Source organism: Pseudidiomarina aestuarii (assembly GCF_048263735.1).
GTDB lineage: Bacteria > Pseudomonadota > Gammaproteobacteria > Enterobacterales > Alteromonadaceae > Pseudidiomarina > Pseudidiomarina aestuarii_B.
Genome location: NZ_JBLXDX010000001.1, coordinates 711,409 through 731,946 on the forward strand (window position 1 = coordinate 711,409; position 20,538 = coordinate 731,946).

Genomic DNA, 20,538 nt, shown 5'->3' on the forward strand with positions numbered 1-20,538 from the left:
GCTGGGCTGGGCTGGGCTGGGCTGGGCTGGGCTGGGCTGGGCTGGGCTGGGCTGGGCTGGGCTGGGCTGGGCTGGGCAAGCGAGAATACCACCTAGACAACTCGGAGATGCAACAATAGATTGCCGAAACCTACGATATCTATTCATTCACAAATAAAATAGAAACTAATAACTCCATCATCAAGATTAGTACCCATGTTGGGCAGCACCTTGAAAATTTGTGTTCACACGCATCAAATATGAAAAGAACGGGGGGCTGGTGCAGCAAATATGCCGCAGGAATTTCCATATCTGCGGCACCTGAACCAAAAATTTTCAAGGTCCTCTGAATACACGTCCTACTGACGAAACGTGACGAGTCACTAGGGCCTTTTCGGTTCACCGTTCACTATTCACTGTTCACCAGTAGTTAGCGGCTCGGATGGTTTCGATAGGCAGAAACATCAGGGTTAAGGTGAGTCCAGATTGAGTACGGGTTGTGAGCTCGTGGAAGCCTAGGCTTCGGTAGAAGTCAAGTGCGCGCGGATGTGACCACAGGTGGATACCCTTTACGCCAGTGCCAGAGGAAACTTCTACCGCTATTTCCAGAGCCGTGCGTAAGAGCTGTTTACCGAAGCCGCGTCCACGAAACTTCACGGAGGTAGCAATTTGTTCCAGGCTTATGGTGGGAATAGTTAGTGGCAGAGCTTCTGAATCGAGAAATTCACGTTCGAGGCTATTGACTCTCATAGTAAAAGAGCCTGCCAGCTCGTCGGCGACTAACATAACAAAGCCTTTGTGAAGGTCTTTTTGGTCGTATTTTACAAGCTTATTGCGGACGAACTGATTCAAGAACGAGTCGCCGCAGTCGAAATTTTTGAAAGAGGCAATGACGTTTTTGTTTAATCGTGAGACTGGAACAATCAAGTTAGTCACGTTTTCATTAAGTCCTTTAATGCAGCATTCGGTGCTGGCGGATTATCAATAATCTCGGTCAATCGATCCCAAGCTTCTCGATTTAATTTTATTCTTTCCGCGTCAGCAGCAATACGTCGCGCTTCCGTGCGCGCCAAATTTACAATGAATGCCGTTAACGTCACGCCGCTCATCGACGCGGCCCGCTCAAGCTCCTCCTTAACCTCGGCACTCGTCCTGATTTCAATCCGTGCAGATTTTACTGCATCTTTCATTCTCGTTACTGATGACATATCGAAACTCACATTTATCCGTATATATTACGGATAAATACTCCCCATCTGTCCCTTTGTCAAAACCAGCGCCTACAAAAACGGCGCCATGACTTTGAGGAAGGCGTCGCGGCGAGCGCGGCGTTCGCGGGCGCTGGGTGGATTTTTGAGCTGGGCGTTGATCAGCTCCACGAACGGACGCGATAGTTCTAGCCGATACAGCACCACAAATAGACAGTGGGTACTCACCGAGTGGCCGCGTTCGAGGCGCGATATGGTGGCGCGACTCGAGTTCGCAAGAAATGCTAAGTCGTCTTGGGTGGCAACGTGACGGCGTTCCAGCCGAATCAGTTCGCCTAGTTTGCGAGCAAGCTCCTCCGCCTCATCTGCAAATAGCGTATTGTTCTCGAAATCGTAGTACTCATCTTCAAAGCCAATCATCGCGCGCCCCGCCCACCAAAAGCATAAAGCCTAGCTCCATAAAACCAGCCTGTCTGTAAGCCGCAGGCTGACATCCACGTGCGCAGCCGCGCAAAATCAAACCCCAAATTAGGGGGTTGGCGCAATCTCACAACGCAGTCTATGCTTTTTCAAAAAATGGAGCGCCAGCCATGCGTTTGATTCTAATCTCTTTATTACTAATTAGTTTCCCCCTGTGGGCGCAAAGCAACTTGCAGCCCAAGATCAATGAATTCGATCAGCTACTTGCGCAGCAACAGCAAGCCCAAGCCATTGAGCTGGCGGCGCAATTACATCAGCAGCATCCGCAAGACCCAATAGCGCTGATGCTGCAAGGACGAGCGCTAGCTATGCAAAATCAGCTACCGCAAGCTACGCAGTTGTTCCAACAGGCAATTGAGCAAGATCCAACTCAGGTAGCGCCTCACTTCTTTCTCGCCCAGATCTATCAGAACCAAGGCAATTTCGCGCAGGCAGCAGAGGAGCTGCGAATCTATCTCAATGAACGCCCCAACGATAATTACGAGCTCACCTATATTGAGCTGTTAGCACGCAGCAATCAGCCGGCGAGAACGCTTGCCTATTTGCAGCATCGGCTGGATCAACAATCGAGCAAGCAGCAGCGCGAACAACTGCAACAGCAGTTGCAGCCCATCTATGCTTGGGCTGCAAACATCCTGTTTCGTGGACCGCTCATTTATCCCAATAATCCTGAGCAACTAAGTGGATTGCAGTCCACCCTCAATGCCATGGAGGCAATCACCAACCGCGGGCTGATGCTCGATCTGAATGACGGCGATTGGGTAGTGGATACGAACTTGTTTGCGCCTCAAATAGAGCTAGGTCGCTACGAAGACATTCAAAATATTTATGCCGCCGTGGCATGGGCAAACCTAGCGAATATTCCTAAGTCGTATGAATTCATCCTAGAAATTCGGAATTCGAATGCGCGCACAGTCGGTATGATTCGTGTTGCCGAAGCACTGGCGCCAGCGGCACCCGCGTTAGCCCGCGAGTGGCTCCGTATGGCTGAGAGCTGGCACGAACTGGTGGTTCGCAACACGAATTTCGCCGAGCGCAATACCGCGATTTCTGACTATGATCTGCTGCTTGGCTTTGAAATCGCAGCGAGCCCACTCATGAAAATTAATACGCAGACAGCCGTTCGTGGTGAAATACTTCGCGTCTTGTTTCATCACTTCCCAGATGAATTCATCGAATTGCAAGCAGCCAATAACCTTCAAGCAGTGAACAATGTGAATACGCTAATGCCACGATTGGTCGCACATAAAGAGTTTGATGCGGCGCTCGAACTATTTGATGCAACGACTATTTCTCCCGAAAACGCCACGGAGTTGAATCGAGGTCTATTGTTTGCGGATAGACGCGATGATGCCGAGCGTGTGACCGCTGCAATGATTGAGCGTTTTGAGAACCCGCCACCCAATGATACGGAAATAACAGGCGAGCAATTGCTTCGCCAATATAGTTATATGGCAACAGACTGGGCTGAATTTTATGGTGTTGCCGGTGCTGTAAAATTGGTGATGTTACAAAAGAAAAATACAGAGACGGATTACAAGAAACTCTACTACGGCCAGACCATGGCATGGCTGGGCATTTATACCGTTGCAGAGGAGGTACGGAACAGCATTACGAGCCCGGGGGTACAGAATCAATTAGTCATCAATAAAGACGATAATGATTTTCGCAAAGCAGCCACGACTGGCAAAACTGATGCTGCGTTGCAAGCATTACGCAGTGGCAATTTCGACGTAGACCGAGACAAAGGTTATTTGCGCAGCATGCTTCGCTCTCTGCAAGCACTGAAGCGCTGGGATACCATTGAACAACTCGATAAACTCGCGTTTTCAGCAATGTCTCAATACGTTCAGATGGAGTTACTCGCGGGTCTGATTGAGCATAACGTTGCAGCGGGCAACGATATTTCTACCTACATGGAGCGAATGCTTGAAACTGCGGCATCCCCACAGAACAAGAACAATCGATCGACCACCGATATCCTCGCTCAAGCGGCATACTACGCAAGCCTGTATGGGCGGCGCGGTGACCTCGAGCGCGTTCGCGAGTTGGCCTCATCCACCCGCCAGCAGCGAGCGGTGCACTTTGGCGTGTTGCTCGCGCAGATGCACGAGCTAAACCAGCCGCAGGCAGCAAACAGCAGCGGAACTTCGCGCAGGCGCTAGGGGGCGAGCAGGACTTCGCGGACTTTGTTTGCGAGGTCTTGGCGGCGGTAGGGTTTGCTGAGAAGGTGGACCCCGGCGTCTAAGCGGCCATGATGGACGATGGCGTTTTCGGTGTAGCCCGAAGTGAACAAGATCTTCATGTCGGGATACAGCACTTGTGCTTCGGCTGCCAGTTGTGGGCCGTTGATGCCGCCTGGCATGACGACGTCGGTGAATAATAAGTCGAAGCGTTCTTGTTCGAGCATTGCCAAGGCTTCCTGGCCTGAGCTTGCGGCTTCGATGTCGTAGCCTAAAGCACCTAGCTGAATAATGACGTGTTGGCGTACTAAGGCGTCATCTTCGACAATCAAGATGCGCTCTCGCCCGCCTTCTGGCTCAGCAGTGGCAGTAGCCACCGCAATTTCATCTGCAGTCGCCAAAGCACGCGGCAGATACAGCTTAATAGTCGTGCCGTGCTCTAGCTCCGAGTAAATTTTGATGTGCCCATTCGACTGTTTCACATAGCCATAGACCATACTCAAGCCCAAGCCGCTGCCTTTGCCGCGATCTTTGGTGGTGAAGAATGGTTCAAAGGCGTGCTGGATGACGTCTGGGCTCATGCCCGTACCCGTATCGGAAACCGACACCAGCACATAATCCCCAGCGGTCACGTCGCCGTGGGCGCTGCAGTACTCGTCGTCTAACTGCACATTACGACTTTCGATGGTGAGTTTACCGCTGGCTACACCACCACCTTCAGACATCGCATCACGGGCGTTAATCGACAGGTTCAACACTGCCGATTCGAATTGCGCTGGGTCAATGTCGGCGAGCCATAACGACGGGTCGGTCAGCAATGCCACTTCCACACTCTCGGACAACGTGCGTTTAATCAGCGGTAGCATCCCCCCAAGCAGCTCGTTCACTTGAGTCGGTTTCGGCTCCAAGGGTTGTCGCCGCGCAAAAGCCAACAGCCTATTAGTCAGCTCCGCACCGCGCTCAGCGGCGCTTACCGTCATTTCTGCCAATGGTCTCAAGTCATGCGCAGCAGGCAATTGCTCGGCAATCAACTCCGCATTCCCCAAAATCACCGTCAACAAGTTATTGAAGTCATGGGCGATGCCGCCCGTCAGTTGCCCCACTGCTTCCATTTTCTGAGACTGATATAGGCGCTCGTCGAGCTCGCGGCGCTCGGTTACGTCCAAAATACTACCAATCAATCGAATGGCATTGCCATCGGCATCACGAGCGATATAACAGCGGTCATTCACAAAAGCGACCGAGCCATCGGCGCGCACAAACCGATAATCATGATTCCAGTGCGTGCAACTCTGATCATGCATGGCAGCGTAATAGCCCTCCACCACATGCTCACGATCGTCAGCGAATATATGCTGCACCCAGGACGCATCGGGGTCGTCGCCGTCATCACTGCGCGGATGCCCAAATTGTTCGGTGTAGGCTTCACTCCACCACAGCCGATTGGCGGGCACATCCCAGTCCCAAATCACATCATTAGTAGCGCGGGTGACTAAGTCAAAGCGCTCTTTGGCACGCTTCAACGTTTCTTGTGCGCGAATCTCGGCGCTCACATCGCGGAAGTACACCGCTAAGCCATCGGGACCTGGGTAGGCATTGATTTGCAACCAAGCACCTAGCGGCGGGTAAAATTCAGTAAAACGAACAGTTTCATTGGTCTCTACCGCACGTCGATACTGCTCATCAAAAACACTGCCCACACCCTCAGGAAACTCATCCCACATATAGCAGCCAATCAAGTCATCGGCTTCGCGTTGTAGCAGCTTTTCTGCCTGCGAGTTGACGAACATAAACTGCCACTCATCATCGAGCATAATAAAGGCATCGCTGATGCTCTCTAAGGTATGGCGTAACTGGATACTCGAACTTTCCGCAGCATTGCGTGCTTCAATCAGCTCAGCGGTATACCGCTCCGCCTTTTTCTCAGCAATCACACGCTGTGTTACATCTCGCGGCGCATGCAAAATGTAAATAATCTCGCCATTCTCATCAAAAACAGGAGAATTGGTGACTTGCCAGTAGCGTTCCTCAAAACCACCGCCCTCGGAGGCTCGTCGTTCAATCGGATAACGCACACTATTCATGGTGTGCGCTTCCTTGGTAGTCCGAACATGCTGCAACGATTCGTCAAACGCATTGGTACCACTGTTACTGCTGGGGTCAGCTGGATCGGCGGGATACGCATCAAACAACAAATGGCCCACTACCTCGTCGCGTTGGCGCATGGTAGCTGTTAAATAGCTCTCACTAGCTTCCACAATCCGAAACTCACGCGGCTCGAGCACCATAAGCAACGTAGGTGTCTGCCGAAACAAGCTCTCAAACTTCACCTCTGCAGCCATGTGCTACACCTCCGCCCCGCGTTCCTGCACTTCAGGCTTATAATTGGCGAGCCACATCAACAGCGTCTCGCCCGCCATCGGACGACCGATGTAAAAGCCTTGGGCATGCTCACAACCTGCCAGCGCCAAATAAGACAAGCTCTCTTCGTTCTCGACGCCCTCGGCGGTGGTAGTCAGCTTCAACGCTTTCGCTAGCGCAATGAGTGCTGCCGCAATTTTGCGCGACTCTTCAGAGCGCGCCAGCGGAATAATGAAATTCTTATCGAGCTTCAGCTCAGAAAATGGCTGTCGTACCAACTGCTCCAGTGACGAATAACCGACACCGAAGTCATCAATGGCCACGCCATAGCCTTTCACGCGCAATTGGGTTAGTAGCTCCAGCGCCATGGACGGATTCTCCGCCGCACTGGTTTCGGTGACCTCCAGCTTGATGCGATGCGGCTCCAGCCCACATTGCTCGGCCAGCTTGCTAATGGTTTGCGGATAAGCGGTTTCCGCCAGAATGCTGGGGGAAGTATTGAGCGCCAGCGTCACTCGCGCGTCTCGGAAATGCTCAGCAAACCAACAAATGGCCTGCGAGAACACCTGCTGGGTAAGCTGATGAATTTGTCCGGTACGTTCGGCCAGCGGAATAAAGCGGTCTGGAGCTATGAGCTCATGGTCGGGACTGATAATGCGCACGAGAGCCTCAAAGCCAGTAACACGGCGGGTATGGCAGGACACCTGCGGCTGATAAAACACCACCAAACGCTCTTGGTCGAGCGCCTGCTGCAATTCTTGTTGGGTGAGTTCGGCGGTTTTACGCTGCTCGGCGTCTTTATGAGACTGGTCGGTATAGTCTTTGAGCAACGCCTTGAGCGCGCTCATGCGGAACGGCTTTGGGAGCACGCCCGCCACGCGGAGACCACTCTCAGCAGCGGCAATTTGCGCAGACTTCAGCACCTTAGCGCCCAGCCCACTGACAATAATCAAGGTGGCATCACATTGCTCGATGGCGAGCTGTCGCATTACCTCAACGCCATCCACACCGGGCATGGCTAGGTCCAGAATCAGATGCGTCGGTTCGAATTCTTGCAAACAAGCAAAGAACTCTGTGGCATCGGTGCAAGAGCGCGCCTCAAACCCGGCAATCTTCGCCATTTCACGAATAGTACTGCTGACCTGATAATCATCATCCAGCACCAACAATCGCCCTTGCAAATCACTCATTCCGGTTCGCCACCTGTGGTTAACAGTTGTACAAATGTCTACCTCAAGTTATCACAAACTAGCCATTTGACAATCATTTAACGAACCCTCAGAGCGACACCGCCCGCTCTGCTTCAAGGTTGAGCTGCATAGCCGCAAAGGCAGCTTCGCGAACCGAATCATCGAGATCTTGTTTGACATGCTTGGCTAACTCATCAATGACTGTCGCGAGGCGATAAATCTGCGTATTCCCCACAATAGTAAACGCATGAACGTTAGCGAGTTTTGATTGCACAATAACTTGTACGCGCTGTCTCGAAATACCATAAAAGTCCGCAATGTCCGTTGGACCGACGAAATCAGGCTTAGCCTCCAGCAAACGCGCCTTTGGCAAAGCACTCAGAACTTGTGATTTTGCTTCCGTCAGAACTTGAATAGCGCTCAACCCGTCACGCGCAAACTCAATCAAAACTTCAGCCTTTCGTCCATGTCTAATTAGGACATCATCACAACCAGCTTCGTATATCTGGTCATCGATGAAGTCCAAATCATCCTCATAATATGAAACATCAAACCGCAAACTAAACTCATACTTTTTCATCATTGTCCTCCTGCCCGCTGCCTCAACTTGTCTCGAGCAAAGTAATCCCTTACCGAGAAGTTGTCAATTGACAACTCTTTACAGAAATCCGATAACAGCAAGGTGAAATGATTGTTCTATGTGTATGTTTAGAAGGGGCTGGAGGAAGGGTGTTAAGCTGCGTCAGATATGGAAAAAGTGGGGGTACTGATGCAGCTAATGTGATGCAGTAATTTCCAGATATGCGGCACATGCGCACAAGAATTTCAGCACCTGCTGACAACATGTAGGCGATATCGCGTCGCGCCCACAGCGCCGCGCAAGGCTCTAGACCGCGCAAGGTGCAGGCGGTACACTCTACGCAGAAGAAGAACAATAAGAGAGCCACATGCTGACGCATCTACAGCAGTTGGAAGCTGAATCCATTCATATATTTCGAGAAGTGGCGGCTGAGTTTCAGAAGCCGGTGCTGATGTATTCCATTGGCAAGGATTCCAGTGTGCTGCTGCATCTGGCCAAGAAGGCGTTTGCGCCCGGCAAGCTCCCCTTCCCGCTGTTGCACATCGATACCCTGTGGAAGTTTCAGGAAATGTACGCGTTTCGTGACGCCATTGCCCAGCAGCATCAGCTATTGATTCATACCCATCCCGATAAGCTAAGCCCGTTTGAGCACAGTAGTGCCGTGTATACCGATGTAATGAAAACGCAGGCCCTTAAGCAAGCGCTCAAGGAATATCAGTTCGATGCGGCTTTTGGCGGGGCACGGCGTGATGAAGAGAAATCGCGTGCCAAAGAGCGTGTATTTTCGTTTCGTGATCAGCAGCAGCGCTGGGACCCAAAGAATCAACGTCCCGAGCTCTGGAATTTGTATAACAGCAAGGTGCACAAAGGCGAAAGTATTCGCGTTTTCCCGCTGAGTAATTGGACGGAACTCGATATCTGGCAATACATTGAGCAAGAGAATATCGATATTCCGCCGTTGTATTTCGCGAAGGAGCGTCCGGTGATTTGGCGCAATAACATGTGGATTGCGGTGGATGACGAGCGCCTGCCACTAGAAGCCGACGAACAGCCCCAACTGAAGCAAGTACGCTTTCGCACGCTCGGGTGTTATCCGCTCAGTGGCGCGGTGGAGAGCACTGCTACCTCGCTCCAAGACATCATCCGCGAAACCCAGCACGCCACGCACAGCGAGCGCCAAGGTCGAGCCATAGATCACGACGCCGCCAGCTCCATGGAACGCAAGAAAATGGACGGGTACTTCTGATGGCCACGCAAACGTCAGCCCCCGCCCCCAAACAAGAGCAAAAAGGCCTACTCCGCCTCATCACCTGTGGCAGTGTCGATGATGGCAAGAGTACCCTCATTGGTCGGCTGCTGTATGACAGCCACAAAACCTTCGCCGACCAACTCGAAGCGGTGAAAACCAACGAATCTTATGACTTTGCGCATTTGGTGGATGGTCTGCATGCCGAACGCGAGCAAGGAATTACCATTGATGTGGCGTACCGGTATTTTAGTACCGACAAGCGCAAGTTCATCATTGCCGACACGCCGGGGCACGAGCAGTACACCCGCAATATGGCGACCGGTGCCAGCACCAGTGATCTCGCCATTATTCTAATTGATGCCGAGAAAGGCGTGCTCACGCAAACTCGACGTCATAGCTACATTGTCAGCTTACTCGGCATCAAACATGTGATTGTGGCGGTGAATAAGATGGACTTGGTGGGTTATGACCAAGCGCGCTACAAGGCGATTCAAGCTGATTATCTGAAGCTTGCGGGTCAGTTGGATATTCCCGATATCCACTTTGTGCCTGTAGTGGCGCTGACTGGCGACAACGTGGTGCAAAAGAGCACCAACATGCCGTGGTTCCGTGGTCGTACGTTGATGAATTATCTGGAGACGCTGACCATCGACCGCGCGCTGAACACGCAAGATTTCCGCTTCCCGGTGCAATACGTGACGCGCCCGGGCGGTGAACTCGCGAAGCGCGGCTATGCTGGTTCGGTGGTATCGGGCTCGATTAAGCGTGGCGATACTATTCGTACGTTGCCAGCAGGCACCATTAGCACGGTAGAAAGTATCACCACCTATGACGGCGAACTCGAACAAGCTATAGCGCCACAAGCGGTCACATTGCTATTGAGTGATGAGATTGACGTGAGTCGGGGTGACTTGATTGTGGATAAGGACGCGCTGCCGCACATGAGTAATAGGCTGCGGGCGCGCATGGTGTGGATGCACGAACAAACGCTGTTACCCGGCCGCGAGTACTGGGTAAAACTCGGCACCAAAACCGTCAGCGCGCGCTGCGAAAAAGTGCTACACACGCTCGATGTCAATACGCTACAAGAACAAGGCGCAGAGACTTTAGCCCTCAACGACGTCGGCATGACCGATTGGGTGCTAAGTGAAACCGTGGTGTTCGACAAATATAAAGTGAATCGCAAAACCGGCGCTTTTATTGTCATTGATAAACGTAGCAATGCCACCGTCGCGGCGGGCATGGTGGCACAGCCGCTCGCAGAAGCTTCGGCTGGGCTAATTACTGCTGGCGACGTGAATTGGCACGACCATCAGGTCACGCCTGCACGCCGCGCCCTGCTGAAACAGCAAAAGCCGGCAGTGGTGTGGTTTACGGGATTATCGGGGGCGGGAAAATCGACGCTCGCGAACGCAGTCGAAGAGCTATTACTGCAGAATGGGAATCATACGTTGGTTCTGGATGGCGATGCCATGCGCACCGGGCTGTGCGCCGATCTGGGCTTTAGTGCGGAAGACCGCGCAGAGAACATTCGCCGCGCCGGTGCAGTGGCGCGAACGTTGGTTGATGCCGGATTGATTGTGCTCTCAGCCTTTATCTCACCGTTTCAGGCAGATCGTGCCGCGGTGCGCGACATGCTGGGTGCTGGGGAATTTATAGAAGTATTCGTGGATACGCCATTAGACGTGTGTGCAAAGCGCGACCCGAAAGGCCTGTATGCTCGTGCGGCGGTGGGAGAAATTCCAGATTTCACTGGCATCAGCTCGCCGTACGAGGCTCCGCAAGAGCCAGACTTACACATCGAAACCGCAGAACTCGAGGTACTCGAAGCGGCTCAACAAGTCGTTGCCCTACTCCGTGCCCGTGGCTTTATCCGCTAACCGTTCGGTTAGGGTTTTTCGGTTTGGTCCATGGTTTCGGGGTTCGGGATGAGGCCGATGAAGCGGGCTAGGCTGAGGAGTGTCATGAAGAGGCCGATGACGGCTTGGGCGATAACGATGGTGTAAGCGAGGACGCTCAGTGGGGTGACGTTGTAGAAGCCGAAGCTGGTCATGACCACGAAGCTGGTGTACACCGCACCAAGTACGCTCTCGTTGGAGCCAGGTACGGTGAAGTCGAAGATTTGGCTGAAGAACGCGTATTGCGCCGCAAACCAGAAGATAATTTCGAAGTAGTTTTGAATGAGGAGCAGAATCATGCGGCGATAGCCATGCAGCGCATAGGACTTGCCGGCTCGTTTGGCGCGATATTCGTCGAAGAGCAAGACGTTCATCTGATACACGACCACTTCGAACACCCGCAAAAACGCATAACCTGCAATAACACCGCCCACCCACACCGATGGGATATAAAGCACCAACGGCACCGATGCAATGGACAAGAACACGTGACTCAGCGCCCAAGCATCCACAAAGCGACCGCTGCCATGCGTGCTCTTAAACACCTTTCGCACCAAGGCAAACAACGACACTTTACCGAGCCAACGAAACACCGTCTCCCAGAAGTCGACGATGAATGGAGGTTTTGGTGTGGGTGTGGTGTCAGTCATGCGAAATCCTTATCAAGCTATTACACAAAACTTTCGCTCACTTTTGCGTGGCTTGCAAGGACTTCGTAGGTTGGTTTACTAGAGCGTTACTAGCGCTGCGCTTGCGTGAGCACTTCCTTCAACACGGAGCAGGTTTTGTCGATTTCGGTGGGGGTGAGTGTGGGGTGGACGAGGAACATGAGCGAGGTTTCGCCGAGTTCGCGGGCTACGGGTAGGCGCGATTCGGGGCGGAAGCCGGAATTGTCGAAGGCTTTTTCGAGATAGACTTCAGAGCATGAGCCTTGGAAGCATGGTACGCCGCGCGCGACGATTTCGGAGACGATGCGGTCACGATTCCAACCTTCAGCTAGTTGTGATGGCTCGATAAAGAAGTAGCACTTGTAGGCGGCGTGGGCGCAACCAGCTCCGCTCGAAGCATCGCAACCGCAAGTTGAACAGGTGCCGCACCATGAACTAGCGCAGCCGTCGGAGGCGCCAACCGCACCGGGGCAGCAACCACCAGCGGTATCGGGTACGCGAGTACACGCAAACTCTGCCGCCGTTGCCCAAATGCGGGAAGCATTCTGTTGACGAGCGGCTGTCCATGTAGCCATGCGACGTAATTGGATACGTCCGATAGCGGCTTGTACTTCGAGCATACGCCAGTTGGTGCCAAAGCTTTCATGCAGCCACCGGAAGCCAGGTGGATGCTCGCGCTCATAAACTGCTTCGTAGCTCTTGCCGTGGTCTTTGAATGACCACATTTTGCGCCACAGGGATTCATCGTTGGTGGTGACCATACCGCCTTCACCGCCGGTGGTCATGATTTTGTCTTGGCAGAATGACCAAGCGCCTACATGACCAATACTACCTGCCATACGGCCTTTGTAACGAGCGCCATGACATTGCGCACAGTCTTCAATCACAAACAAACCGTGCTTTTCGGCAAGCGACATAATTGGATCCATGTCGGCCATGCGTCCCGCCAAATGAACAACAATAATAGCTTTGGTGCGCTCAGTAATAACCGGCGCAATAGTATGCGCTTCAATGTTTTGACTATCGCGGTCGACGTCTGCGAAAACAGGAGTCGCTCCTGCGTTCACCACACATGAAATAGACGCAATAAAGGTACGGGGCGTGACGATAACCTCGTCGCCAGCACCCACACCTAAAGCATTTAAAGCAACATCTAAGGCTAAAGTGCCGTTCGCTAACGCAACCGCATAGTTCGTGCCACACCAAGCGGCGTACTCTTTCTCAAACTCTCGACATTCTTGTCCAGTCCAATAGTTCACGCGATTCGACAGAATAACATTGCGCGTCGCCTCAGCTTCTTCTTCAGTAAAAGACGGCCAAGGTGAGAATGGAGAGTTAAGCATAATGATTACTTCTTACTTGGAGACGAAAACAAAGAGGAACTACCAACAGGTGCCAGAATTTCTAAAAGACGTCTACTAACCAAAGTATACCTCTCTTCGTCAATCTCAATATATGCTCCATCATAAGGAGGAAACCAAAACGCTCGGACTTTGCGCTCTAAATCGTCACCTTCAACGACTTTCTTCATCGCTTCCATATCCGCACGCGACGTATATTTCCCACCAAGATTCGGACTCGTCTCTAACTTTTCCCTTCTAACCAATACGTTGGTTACTATCTCTGTATATAAATCTAACAGTTGATTCGTTGACTTTCTCTCCAACGACTGAGCCGTTTCACTCTCTGAATCAATATCAAACCAAGAAACCTTAATTATCTCACCTGTGTCAATTTCTTCATCAACATAGTGGGCTGAGCAAGCCCAGTCTGATCTTCCTTCCAAAATTGCTAAATTATAACCTGCTGTTCCTTTATATTCCGGAAGCGGAGCTGGATGAAAATTTATAATTCCTAACTTAGGCACGGATATATATTCGTCTCTAAACTTTCTCCAGAATAGCATTGAAACACCAAGATCAAATTGAAGGGTTCCAGCTTTCAAACGTGAGAGAGTAGTTTCAAAATCAAATACTTCCAAACCGTATTTAAGCGCAACTTCAGTTGTTGGAGATATTGATAGATGATCATCCGTTAATACACCAACAATCTCCACATCATTTCTCATCATCAACCATTCAAGTGCATCAGCAGCTACCTGCTTTCTCCCCATAAACAATACTCTAACTACCATCGGACTTTGTTCCCTTAAACTTTTCAACAGTGGCCTGTCCATCTGCGGATATTCCGTCGCGCTTGATGACTTTATAAATCGTTAAAATCAAAATTTTGAAATCCAACCAAATCGATTGGTTGTCTACATACCAGACATCCAAGCTAAACTTCTCCTCCCAGCTCAGCGCGTTGCGCCCATTTACTTGTGCCCAACCAGTGATTCCGGGACGTACTTCATGTCGGCGAGCTTGCTTTGGTGTGTATAAATCGAGATATTCCATTAATAGCGGACGCGGGCCAACCAAGCTCATATCACCTTTTAGTACATTCCAAAGCTCGGGCAATTCGTCGAGGCTTGTTGTTCGCAAAAAGAAACCAAGTCTTGTAATGCGATCAGAGTCTGATAATGGATTTCCATTGCTATCAAAATCATCACGCATAGTTCTGAACTTTATCATTCGAAACGCATTGCCATTAAGTCCCGGTCGAATCTGCTTGAAAAATACCGGTGAACCAAGCTTAATCTGTATTATTAAACACAATAATAAAATGATCGGTAACAGTAAGATCAATCCGATGAATGCCGCAATGAAATCGACCAAACGTTTCACTTTTTATTATCTCCACTAATCTCAGCAAAGGGTCTATTGATTAAACCTATTTTCCGAGTGTTATTTCGTTATTTATTCGTTCCGTACACCTGACAATCTCAGACCACCTTAGGCCTGACAATCAAAAAGCCAATTGGTAGCAACTTCAATTAAATACCACTCGACTTATCTCGAAACGTTCTTTATAAATAAAATGACCTTATTAAAAATAGAGATAATAATACACTCAAAACAGAACATAAAGCTTAACTTTCTTTAGCTTAGTATGTACCGATTTTATCTCAATAAAGGAGGAATGAATTTGAGAGCAATGTTATTTTTCATTATCAAACAATAAATTCAAATAATCATTTGCTATTTTTTCATATTTACGATTTTCAAGCAGCCAGTTACGCCCTTTACTACCGATTTCACTTAGTTCAAATTCTGACATTACTGACAATTCTTCGATTTTTAAAACTAACGCTGGAACGTCTTCTGCTGAGATAAAATAACCACATCCTGCCTCGTTAATCATCGATGGATAGCCGCTGTATGAAGCCAGAACCGGTTTTGCTGACAACATATAGTCGATAACTTTGTTCAAAGATTGACCATAATCCCAAACTTTTGATTTAAAAACCGAAAAATACACTAGATCAGCACTTGATAGAACCGACTGAACTTGCTTCTTATCAACTCTAGGCGCAAATATAAGATTCTCTAAATGACCATATTGTTCTATATAAGTTTCTTTCAAAGCACCATCCCCGACAACTACAAACCTAATCTTTTTATTGTCTCTGAGTGCTTTTGCTGCCTCAAAAAATGTATCTAACGCATTCGTGATTCCAACCGTACCCGCATGAACTATGTTAAAAAATTTAGGATTAAGGTATTCATCAATATAATCTGGAGGAACATCTTTCTTGTCAACCAACATGCTAGGCATTACACCCATCGGAATGCAAGTGACCGATTTCTCATATCCTAAAACTGCTTTTACATGTTCGCCAAGATTTGGCATGGTGCCTACAATTAGGTCAGAGCGTTTATACCCCAATCGCTCAACCAATCCTAAGAATCGAACAAAAACGTTATTTGGACTGAAACCACCTTCTTCAACTAACGTTAAGGGCCAAATATCGCGAATCTCAAAAACCAACTTACACTTGTATTTCCTTTTAAGTAATACTCCATTTATTATCGTTAGAAGAGAGAGACTTGATACTATGATTACATCGGGTTCCGCTAAATCTTTCTTTTTCAACCAAAAGACATTCCATTCAAAATGGAACCAACTTAAGATTCTTTTTAGAGACTTAGCCACTGAGTATTTAAGTGTTTTTAGCCACACTAACTCAACGCCTGACTGCATATAAGTTGTGACTTTCTTTTCAAATTCGGGCAGATCAATGAGATTATTAGAATCCGATGTTATCACTACTGGACGATATCCATTAGACGCAAACTCTTTCATTAAAAGCCATCCACGACCGCCATCGGAATTAATTGTAGACGGTGCGAAATACTTAGAAATATACCAAATCGTCTTAGCCACAAATCACCTGTTCGCCGAGTCGATGTGATTGTAAAGCTTTGGTATTGAATTGATCCGCTGAATAACTTCAACAAAATCGAGACCTAAGGTGTCTAAATACCATCGGATGTTTTGATATCTAGGTTGATTCTCACACTCGACCAATGCTAACGCTCTTTCTCTAGTAATATCGCCTTCGCGAATCTGGTTACTTCGGAATGTATCGTGCTCAGTGAACCCCGCAACAGTGTAATAAACATAGTTATATAAAGCTGCCGTTCCGTCACCTATACGCCAAGTAGTGCTTGTATCTGGCGCCTTTTCCCACTCATACTCACCCAACAAAGTTTCATTAACTTCGTCCTCATCCCAGCGCCAATAGTCGAAGATGTGGTAATAGTCTTTCTTCTCTGTAAAGCTTCTGTAGTATTCTCCAGAAAGAGTATCCCACAACGAGCTATTGAAATAGCCGGGGCTTGCAAACATCGCGCTCGTACGTTTGTAATGGTAACGCAACTGCTTGGCCATACCGTGTGAATAAACTCTCTTTTCCTCAAAGTCAGGGGGAATATCTAAAAAACCTGTTTTGAAGTGGGTGACCTCTAGTGGATTAACACCCCAGAGATTCAGATTTATACCGGTTTGCTTCTTGACCGTTTCAACGTGCCTAAAAAAATGCTTATCTCCAGCCGTAAGCATTGCCATCATGCCCAGATGCGGTGATTTCAACCAAGCTTGTAGATTCTTTCGGATATTACGACGTTTTTTTGAGATATCCGCCGCGACAATAATATTCTCAACACCTAACTTAGCACTCATTCGGCTAATATTTCGGCGTCCTAAATCTGTCACCATTCCCCAATCATAAGTATAGGTAACCGGCTTCATTTTCAGTTCATTCACTATTAAATGAAGACCATAACAGCTATCACGACCACCTGAGAAAGGCACAATACAATCTAAACCTGATTTCCGACGATACGGCTCTACCAACTCAAAAAGTTCTTCCTTCGGCCTTGGCCTATTCCGAAGCTTATAGCTATTACAATAATTACAAACACCGTTCCCATCAAAGCTAATAAACGGCATAGTCTCCGGCAATATACATCGAGTACAACGTTTCAAAGATGGCTTTTTATATTCAAGCATTGCAGATTCTGATTTTATTAATTTAAATTCGGGAATAAGATCTTCTGTTCGACTAACTTTGCTTGAAAATGATATATCTCCACTCAGAGGAATATCCACGATATAAGAATTTTCTTTGATTTGTTGAATATTCTTGCAGCCTAACAATGTTAAAGGATAGCTTTCCGATGAAAAGTAAAATGACTGACCATTAATTCCACAATATAAACTACCATTATTAGAAAACAAAACAGCTTTACCTAGTTTAGGTATCACAACAGCTGTCGAAATAGTACCTTGGCATTTCTCTAAAACAACAGCAGACAAAGATGATAAATCCCCGCCATTCTCTAGATGAGATTCGGTAATTGCAGCGATAACTTCAGAATCAATCTTAAACAGGCGTTTAGAGCCTAATGTTTCCCAAACTGACTCGTCATTCACAATGATTCCATTGTGAATAACCATAATATCACCACGCACGACAGGCTGGTTGTCGCTTAAACCATTTGTCACTAAGCGACTGTGACCAAAAACAAGTGAGGACTCTTTTAGATTGGTCTTCGATAGAAGATATTTGATATCACTATCAGCCCGGCTTACTCGGTAATTAATGCCTTGCTTAAATATTAAACCACTTGAATCTCGGCCTCTTTGTCTAGCATGGTTAACTAACAAATGTAAAGCCTTCATATCAACTTTACGATCTGTTACGACTCCGAATATTCCACACATTTTCAACGCCTTCTTACTTATAAACAGAATGAATATTGTTACGTTAAGTATTTATTTATTGAGGTTATATCCAATAGCTTAAAGAGCTCGCGTCATTCAACAAAATAGCTACTCCACATCATTAATTAAGGTTTATTATTGTTATATCTTCGCGGTCGAGACCAAACTTTAGATGAGTATAAATAAAATTTATTTGCCAGTATGAAGTTAATTTTCATTTATTAATATAGATACTAAACCAGTTAATATTAACCGTTAAAATATACTATTCATTGTTATTTGGTCAGACTTCGTAATTTTGGATAATAACCTAGAGAGGCTTTTGTTACATTAGGCGAACAACCCAATCATTTAAAATATTTTTTAACGCCAATCAGAAGCTTTACTCGTCCAAAGTGACTGATAAAAATCTAAAAATTTCTTTTCTTCAATATTCCAATTATACTTTTCCTGCACAGCAATGAAACCATTATGCCCCATTTGCTCCGCTTCTTTAGGGTGAATAATAAAGTAATCAATAGCGGAGGCAATGGCTTCAGGATCTTTCGGATCAACGCACAACCCGCAATTATTTCCTTCAATAATTTCCTTCCACAACGGAAAATTTGAGGCAATAACCGGTAATCCGGATGCCATGTACTCAAACATTTTGACTGGAAGTGCATCAAGATAATTAATTATCGGATGCAAAGTGACTAAACCTGCAACTGAATCTTGTAGCACCCGACTAACTTCTATACGGTCTAACCAACCTAAATATTCTGTCTTAACCCAGCCAGATTCACTTCTTAATAAATCTTCAAAGTTAGTATCAGAGAAAGTCCCAGCAAGGACGAGACGAACATCATCTTGAGCATAATCGATAGCTTTAATCATCTCGCGTATTCCGCGAATCTGCTCCAAGCCTCCTACATACCCAACTTGACGCTTCTTCTCTGACCAATCCATTCGTCCTATCGAAAACTCGCTAAGAAGCGGATAATTATTTATGTCTATTGACGGCACACCCATTTCTTCAAATTTATCGCGAATAAATGGTGTAGCCGCAATTACCGCACTTAATCTTCGACATGCCCAGCGTTCATATCGTGCAAATATCTTTGACAATAACCACTTTGCTGCCTTATTTAAATAAGGTTTACCTAAGAGTTGCTTTGGCACATCTTCGTGGGCATCAAAAATTACTACTTTCCCATACTTCTTTAGTTTTAGACCAATCGGAATTAACTCGGGATCATGTAAATGGTAAATATCAGCGTTTAATCTTAATGCTTTTCGCATCACTCTACCGGGCACGTTACATATTCGATCGAGGCGCCCTTTAGATGTTCCAACATCATAGATGTCAACATTATTTATGTTCTGGTCACCTTTTCCGTCTGCAACCACCAGCGAAACATTACAGCCATTTCTGACTAGTGATATGCACTCCTTAAAGAAAATTCGAGAATCGAATCGAGGATGGGCGGATGTGAGGTGGGCAACCTTAAGAATAATTTTTGACATCACGACCCAGAACTTTAGAAACTAGTGATTGAATACGTTTTGTAATTTCGTACTGTAAATCCCAATTTGGATATTCAGAGTAATCATGGCCTGAGGAAGAAACATACTCATCAAGCTGCTCGACTGTTATACCTAACTTTTTAGCAATGTAATACTTGTCTTCACGCAACTCATTCTCATCGTAAAGTGGCTTTTCTAACTCAATCAATGCCTGTTCACGAGTCAGCAAACCTGACAATATCATACTGGACAAATGAGGTTTACGTTTATCCATATTGAATTTTTTTGGCAAATAATAGTTCTGGAAAAACTTCGTAAATCGCGACTCACCATGTTTACGTCCATATGGTTTGTAGCCAACTTTCTCTTGAAGTTCAGCTAATGCAATGTCCTTAGTATAAGATAAGTAATTCAATGGCCTAACGGATTTCATTTTTTTAATAAAAGGGTAATATAAGTAATACTGCAAGAAGCTGATCGTTTTGTAATCCTTTAACGGCAATTTACCAAAGTTCTTATGAATCGCTTTCAGATTAATCGCATCCATTGCTGAATGATGCCAGCTCGAGGGAAAAACACCTTCTGTAGCAATGTTGCCACCACTGATTACATAATTAATATTATTCTCGACAGCAAAATGATAAAGCGACGCAAAAAAAGCATGGTCTTGCACAACATCCTGGTTTGCAACTCCCGCTTCAAGGTATGATAATTGCAAATCTCGCACTTCAGGCCAATTCATCACATGAGTATGGAGATCATAACCACAATATTTTACTATTTTCTCAATATTATAAACTGCTAACTCACTGTTCCATCCTGCGTCAACATGAACGACCAAGGGTCGCATATTGTATTCTTTCATCATCAGCGCAAGATAAGAACTGTCAAGACCGCCGCTCAAGCCAAGAATGCAGTCGTACTCATAATTTTTACGTTCCTCTTTCATTTGATTAAAAATCTGTTCGAGTTTACGCGTACCCTCTTCATTTGGGAACCAATGCGTACTTGTCTCATTATCAAACTGGTAGCAGTGATTACATACACCTTGTCTATCAAATGTAATCTCTGGATCGGTTGTATCCATTACACAACGAGTACACATCTTATACACACATTCAGTCATCA

At 47.4% G+C, this 20,538-nt stretch carries 17 protein-coding genes; 3 read left to right on the forward strand and 14 right to left on the reverse strand.

Features of this window, described 5'->3' with window-relative positions:
- Positions 1-399 precede the first annotated feature (399 nt).
- The 3 genes from ACN0S4_RS03285 to ACN0S4_RS03295 form a co-directional block, all read right to left on the reverse strand.
- A complete protein-coding gene (locus ACN0S4_RS03285) occupies positions 400-915 on the reverse strand; it encodes a GNAT family N-acetyltransferase (RefSeq protein WP_417656285.1) in 516 nt (171 codons plus the stop codon).
- Positions 912-1,187, reverse strand: a complete 276-nt coding sequence (locus ACN0S4_RS03290; RefSeq protein ID WP_417656286.1) for a DUF1778 domain-containing protein — start codon at positions 1,185-1,187, stop codon at positions 912-914. The genes ACN0S4_RS03285 and ACN0S4_RS03290 overlap by 4 nt, the downstream gene beginning before the upstream one ends.
- Positions 1,188-1,259: 72 nt before the next feature.
- Entirely contained in the window at positions 1,260-1,607 is a 348-nt protein-coding gene (locus ACN0S4_RS03295) for a helix-turn-helix domain-containing protein (RefSeq protein ID WP_417656287.1), read from the reverse strand.
- A gap of 170 nt (positions 1,608-1,777) precedes the next feature.
- On the opposite strand from ACN0S4_RS03295, the gene ACN0S4_RS03300 reads away from it, so the two are divergent.
- On the forward strand, positions 1,778-3,832 hold the full coding sequence (locus ACN0S4_RS03300) for a tetratricopeptide repeat protein (RefSeq protein ID WP_417656288.1): 2,055 nt from the start codon (positions 1,778-1,780) through the stop codon (positions 3,830-3,832).
- Here the strand turns inward: ACN0S4_RS03300 and ACN0S4_RS03305 are convergent.
- The 3 genes from ACN0S4_RS03305 to ACN0S4_RS03315 all read right to left on the reverse strand — a co-directional run bounded on the left by ACN0S4_RS03305 (position 3,829) and on the right by ACN0S4_RS03315 (position 7,984).
- Entirely contained in the window at positions 3,829-6,192 is a 2,364-nt protein-coding gene (locus ACN0S4_RS03305) for a PAS domain-containing protein (protein ID WP_417656289.1), read from the reverse strand. The genes ACN0S4_RS03300 and ACN0S4_RS03305 overlap by 4 nt on opposite strands.
- Before the next feature lie 3 nt (positions 6,193-6,195).
- Positions 6,196-7,401, reverse strand: coding sequence for an EAL domain-containing protein (locus ACN0S4_RS03310; protein WP_417656290.1), 1,206 nt, complete (start codon positions 7,399-7,401; stop codon positions 6,196-6,198).
- Positions 7,402-7,489: 88 nt separating this feature from the next.
- Positions 7,490-7,984, reverse strand: coding sequence for a hypothetical protein (locus tag ACN0S4_RS03315; RefSeq protein ID WP_417656291.1), 495 nt, complete (start codon positions 7,982-7,984; stop codon positions 7,490-7,492).
- A 364-nt stretch (positions 7,985-8,348) separates the two neighbouring features.
- Here ACN0S4_RS03315 and cysD point away from each other — a divergent pair, with 364 nt between their 5' ends.
- On the forward strand, positions 8,349-9,227 hold the full coding sequence (cysD, locus tag ACN0S4_RS03320) for a sulfate adenylyltransferase subunit CysD (RefSeq protein WP_417656292.1): 879 nt from the start codon (positions 8,349-8,351) through the stop codon (positions 9,225-9,227).
- Entirely contained in the window at positions 9,227-11,110 is a 1,884-nt protein-coding gene (cysN, locus tag ACN0S4_RS03325; RefSeq protein ID WP_417656293.1) for a sulfate adenylyltransferase subunit CysN, read from the forward strand. The genes cysD and cysN overlap by 1 nt, the downstream gene beginning before the upstream one ends.
- 8 nt (positions 11,111-11,118) lie before the next feature.
- On the opposite strand, the gene ACN0S4_RS03330 is transcribed toward cysN, so the two are convergent.
- The 8 genes from ACN0S4_RS03330 to ACN0S4_RS03365 form a co-directional block, all read right to left on the reverse strand.
- Complete coding sequence (locus tag ACN0S4_RS03330; RefSeq protein ID WP_417656294.1) at positions 11,119-11,778, reverse strand: hypothetical protein; 660 nt, start codon at positions 11,776-11,778, stop codon at positions 11,119-11,121.
- An 89-nt stretch (positions 11,779-11,867) separates the two neighbouring features.
- A complete protein-coding gene (locus ACN0S4_RS03335; protein WP_417656295.1) occupies positions 11,868-13,139 on the reverse strand; it encodes a DegT/DnrJ/EryC1/StrS family aminotransferase in 1,272 nt (423 codons plus the stop codon).
- Positions 13,140-13,144: 5 nt separating this feature from the next.
- Positions 13,145-13,930: a formyltransferase family protein gene (locus ACN0S4_RS03340; protein ID WP_417656296.1), complete on the reverse strand. Its 786-nt coding sequence runs from the start codon at positions 13,928-13,930 to the stop codon at positions 13,145-13,147.
- A complete protein-coding gene (locus ACN0S4_RS03345) occupies positions 13,920-14,522 on the reverse strand; it encodes a sugar transferase (protein ID WP_417656297.1) in 603 nt (200 codons plus the stop codon). Before ACN0S4_RS03345 ends, ACN0S4_RS03340 begins: the two co-directional genes overlap by 11 nt.
- A gap of 313 nt (positions 14,523-14,835) precedes the next feature.
- Positions 14,836-16,062, reverse strand: a complete 1,227-nt coding sequence (locus ACN0S4_RS03350) for a glycosyltransferase family 4 protein (protein ID WP_417656298.1) — start codon at positions 16,060-16,062, stop codon at positions 14,836-14,838.
- A 3-nt stretch (positions 16,063-16,065) separates the two neighbouring features.
- Positions 16,066-17,904 carry a hypothetical protein gene (locus ACN0S4_RS03355; protein ID WP_417656299.1) on the reverse strand — a complete coding sequence of 613 codons (1,839 nt, stop codon included), beginning with the start codon at positions 17,902-17,904 and terminating at the stop codon, positions 16,066-16,068.
- A 363-nt stretch (positions 17,905-18,267) separates the two neighbouring features.
- Positions 18,268-19,410 carry a glycosyltransferase family 4 protein gene (locus tag ACN0S4_RS03360; protein WP_417656558.1) on the reverse strand — a complete coding sequence of 381 codons (1,143 nt, stop codon included), beginning with the start codon at positions 19,408-19,410 and terminating at the stop codon, positions 18,268-18,270.
- Positions 19,391-20,536 (reverse strand): N-acetyl sugar amidotransferase, encoded by a 1,146-nt coding sequence (locus ACN0S4_RS03365; protein WP_417656300.1) that lies wholly within the window; start codon positions 20,534-20,536, stop codon positions 19,391-19,393. The genes ACN0S4_RS03360 and ACN0S4_RS03365 overlap by 20 nt, the downstream gene beginning before the upstream one ends.
- Between the last annotated feature and the right edge of the window lie 2 nt (positions 20,537-20,538).